This is a genomic window from Pseudomonas sp. PHC1 (assembly GCF_046487845.1).
In the GTDB taxonomy this organism is placed as follows: Bacteria; Pseudomonadota; Gammaproteobacteria; order Pseudomonadales; family Pseudomonadaceae; genus Aquipseudomonas; species Aquipseudomonas sputi.
Genome location: NZ_JBJXHJ010000009.1, coordinates 39,786 through 43,424, shown reverse-complemented (window position 1 = coordinate 43,424; position 3,639 = coordinate 39,786). Strand labels below are relative to the sequence as shown.

The window sequence follows — 3,639 nt, the reverse complement described above, 5'->3', positions numbered from 1 at the left end:
AACCTGCTGTGTAACCGCAAACACCACTCGGGCGCTTAAGGCGCCCGAGTGCTTTGGAGAAATTGAATGTCGTTGAATCCTGATATCGCCGCATTTCTGCAATTGGTCGGCAACGGCCGGGCCAGCGGCAAACGCGTGGGCATGCATGAGCTGAGCCCGGAACAGGCCCGCGAGCAGTTCGATCAGTCTTCATTGTTGATGGACGCTGGCGGCGAAGAGCTTGCGGTAGTCGATGAACTGCAATTGCCGGTGCGCGACGGCTCGCTGTTAAAGGCGCGGGTCTACAGCCATCAGCCCTTGAAAGCCGGGGCAGGGCGTCCGGCACTGTTGTATTTCCATGGCGGCGGCTATGTGGTCGGCAGCCTGGATTCCCATGATTCGCTGTGCCGGGCGCTGGCGTCGATGGCCGATTGCGTGGTGGTGTCGGTGGCCTATCGACTGGCGCCGCCATTCCGCTTCCCGACCGCCGCCGACGATGCACAGGATGCCTGGCACTGGCTGGTCGCCAGCGCTCAGGACCTGGGCCTGGACAGCGCACGTCTGGCGATTGCCGGTGACAGCGTCGGCGGCAGCCTGGCCACGGTGCTGGCCGCACAATTGGCGGGTGCCCCGGTGCAGCCGCGTTTGCAGGTGCTGATCTATCCGGTCACCGACGCCAGCCGCAGCACCCCGTCCATCGAGCGCTACGCCGAGGGTTATCTGCTGGAAAAGGCATCGCTGAACTGGTTTTACAACCACTATCAGCGTGAGGTGGCCGACCGTCTCGATCCACGTTTTTCGCCGTTGCTGGGTGAGGTCTCAGCCGATGTGGCACCGGTGCTGCTGGTAGTGGCCGAGTGCGATCCCCTGCACGACGAAGGCGTGGCGTATGCCCGGCATTTGCAGGCGGCGGGCGTCGAGGTCGAGTTGAAAGTGTACGCAGGCATGACGCATGACTTCATGCGCATGGGCGCAATCATCGATGAGGCCGAAGAGGCGCAGCAGCACATTGCCGAGCGCTTGGTGGAGGTGTTTGCGGCGCGGTGACACGCGTTTGTGAGGGACTGAAAAAGGGCCGCTGACCGCGGCCCTTTTGTTTTGCCCGGGCATTGCTTTCGCGCAGACAGCAAAACGCCGGCAGGTGCCGGCGTTTTGTTTGACGCTGAGCGTGTTACCAGTTGTAGGTCACGTCGGCGGTCATGGTCCGGCCTTCGCCGTAGTAGCAGTCCAGCGTGCTGTTGCAGCTGGCGACGTATTTCTCGTCGGTGAGGTTTTCCAGGTTCATCTTCACCTTCACGCCTTTGACGTGCAGTGGCGATTTTTCCAGGTCGTAGGAGACCATGGCGTCATACACGGTGTAGGACGGGATCTGGAAGGAGTCCTCCTCGTAGTCCGAGCCGTAGCTGCTGCGCACGTAACGGGTGCCCAGGCCCATGCCCAGACCGGCCAGCGACGTCGAGATGTCGAAGTCGTAGTTGATCCACGCGGAGGCGGTCAGCGGCGGGCTCATGGCCAGGGTGCGACCTTCGCGACCATCGTTGACGCTGCGCCATTTGATCTGGTTACGCGACACCGAGGCCAGCACGCGCAGATTCTGCGTGACGTTGACCTTGCCTTCCAGCTCCACACCGCGCGAACGCACCGAACCGCTCTGGATGCTGAAGCCCGGGTTTTGCAGGTCGTTGGTCAGCATGTTGTTCTGGTCGATCTGATAGGCCGACAGCTGGATGAAACCGTCGATCGACTTCGGCTCGTACTTGATGCCGACTTCGTATTGCTTGCCTTCAGTCGGCTCGAACCCGCGACCGTTCATGTCGGCACCGGTTTGCGGCAGGAACGATTCGGCATAGCTCACGTACGGCGTCATGCCGTTCTCGAACTCGTAGCCAAAGCCTGCACGACCGGTGAACTTCTCGTCCTTGAGGTTCGAACGGTTGCCGCCCAACGGTTCCTTGTTGATGGTCTCGGCGAAGTCATAACGACCGCCAAGGGTCAGGAACCACTGGTTCCAGCGCATCTGATCCTGGGTGTACAGGCCGGTCTGCTTGACGGTGTTGTCCCACTTGTAAGGCTGGCGGAAATTGAACTCGCTGCCGTAGACCGGGTTGTACAGGTCGATGGCCGGGCCCGTGCGGTCATAGCGACCGAGGAACTTGGAGTTGAAGTGGTAGTAGTCCACGCCCAGCAGCAGGGTGTGGTCCAGTTCGCCGGTCTTGAACTTGGCCTGGGCGATGTTATCGATGCCGAAGACCTTGTTGTGCTGCGCCCAGTCCACGCCGTAACGGGTCTGGTAGCTGTTTTCGTCACCGGTGACCGGGTTTGTTTCGAACGAGTAGCCGTGCAGCGGCGCAACGTAACGGTCGTTGAGGTCGGCGTAGCGGGCGTTCTGCTTGAGGGTCCAGACGTCGTTGAGTTCGTGGGCGATCTCGTAGCCGATCACGAACTGTTCGCGGTCGTACTTGTTCACGCCCGGCTCGCCGATGAACAGGCTGCGGCTGATGCGCCCGGCACTGCTGCGGTGCACGGTGCCGTCGGCCGGCAGACCCTGGGCTTCCGGGGTGTCGCGGTCTTTCTGGTACTGGCCGTAGAAGGTGATGCTGGTGCGGTCGTTCGGCAGCCACGTCAGGCTGGGCGCGAGCATCATGCGGTTCTGGTCGGCGTGGTCGATCTGCGAGTTGCTGTCGTTGACCACACCGGTCAGGCGATAGAGAAATTCGCCCTGGTCGTCGATCGGGCCGCCCAGGTCGAAGGCGCCGTATTTGCGGTCATAGCTGCCGCCACCCAGGATCACTTCGTGCAACGGTGTGGCGGTCGGACGCTTGCCGACCATGTTGACGATGCCGCCGGGCTGGTTCTGGCCGTACAGTACCGATGCCGGGCCTTTGAGCACTTCGATGCGCTCCAGGCTGTACGGGTCGATCTGCAGCGAACCGCCGGTGCTGCCGCCGCCGTAAGGCAGGTGCAGGCCGTCGAGGTAGAGCGGGGTAGGCGAGAAGCCGCGGGACGTCGGTTCGTCGAAGATTTTCACCCGGTCGGAGAAGCCGCCGCCGGTCATGCCTGCGGTGTAGCGCAAGGCCTCGGTGACCGACTGCGAACCGCGCATCTTGATTTCGTCCTGGGTGACGACGTTGATGGTCTGCGGGATTTCCTTGAGCGCGGTATCGGTTTTCGAGCCGGTGGCGCTGCGTTTCGCGACGATCCCGTCAACCGGGCCCCACGCCGATTCCTGGGCTGCTGTAATGTTGGTCGGCGCCAGGTCCAGGCTTGCGCTGTTGCCGCTGGCGCGCAACGCAACGTTGTTGCCCTGGACGCTGTAGGCGATGCCGGTGCCCTGCAGCAATTGCGCGATCGCCGCGGTCGGTTCCAGGTTGCCGCTGACGGCGGCGCTCCGCAGGCCGCTCACTTCGTCCGGGCTGTACAGCACTTGCAGATTGGTCTGACGGCCGAATTCCTGCAGTGCGCTCCCCAGCGACTGAGCAGGAATATCGATCGCCACGGCCGCTGCCTGCGCCTGGCCGATCATCGGCAGGGTGAGGGCCAGGGCACATACGGCGGGAAGGGTGGTGCGCAAGGAGCGGCGGATCAGCAGAGCCTTGGCGAGTGGGTGGAGTCCGTGCGGTGCGGGCATTGTTCTTCTACTCTTCAAAGTATTGACTGAGA

The 3,639-nt window shown here is 62.6% G+C and carries 2 protein-coding genes; one reads left to right on the top strand and one right to left on the bottom strand.

All coding sequences use genetic code 11. The annotated features are described in order from the left end of the window. Positions 1-66 precede the first annotated feature (66 nt). On the top strand, positions 67-1,026 hold the full coding sequence (locus ACKJSM_RS14575; protein WP_410238065.1) for an alpha/beta hydrolase: 960 nt from the start codon (positions 67-69) through the stop codon (positions 1,024-1,026). A 124-nt stretch (positions 1,027-1,150) separates the two neighbouring features. On the opposite strand, the gene ACKJSM_RS14570 is transcribed toward ACKJSM_RS14575, so the two are convergent. Then, on the bottom strand, positions 1,151-3,607 hold the full coding sequence (locus ACKJSM_RS14570) for a TonB-dependent siderophore receptor (protein ID WP_410238064.1): 2,457 nt from the start codon (positions 3,605-3,607) through the stop codon (positions 1,151-1,153). Between the last annotated feature and the right edge of the window lie 32 nt (positions 3,608-3,639).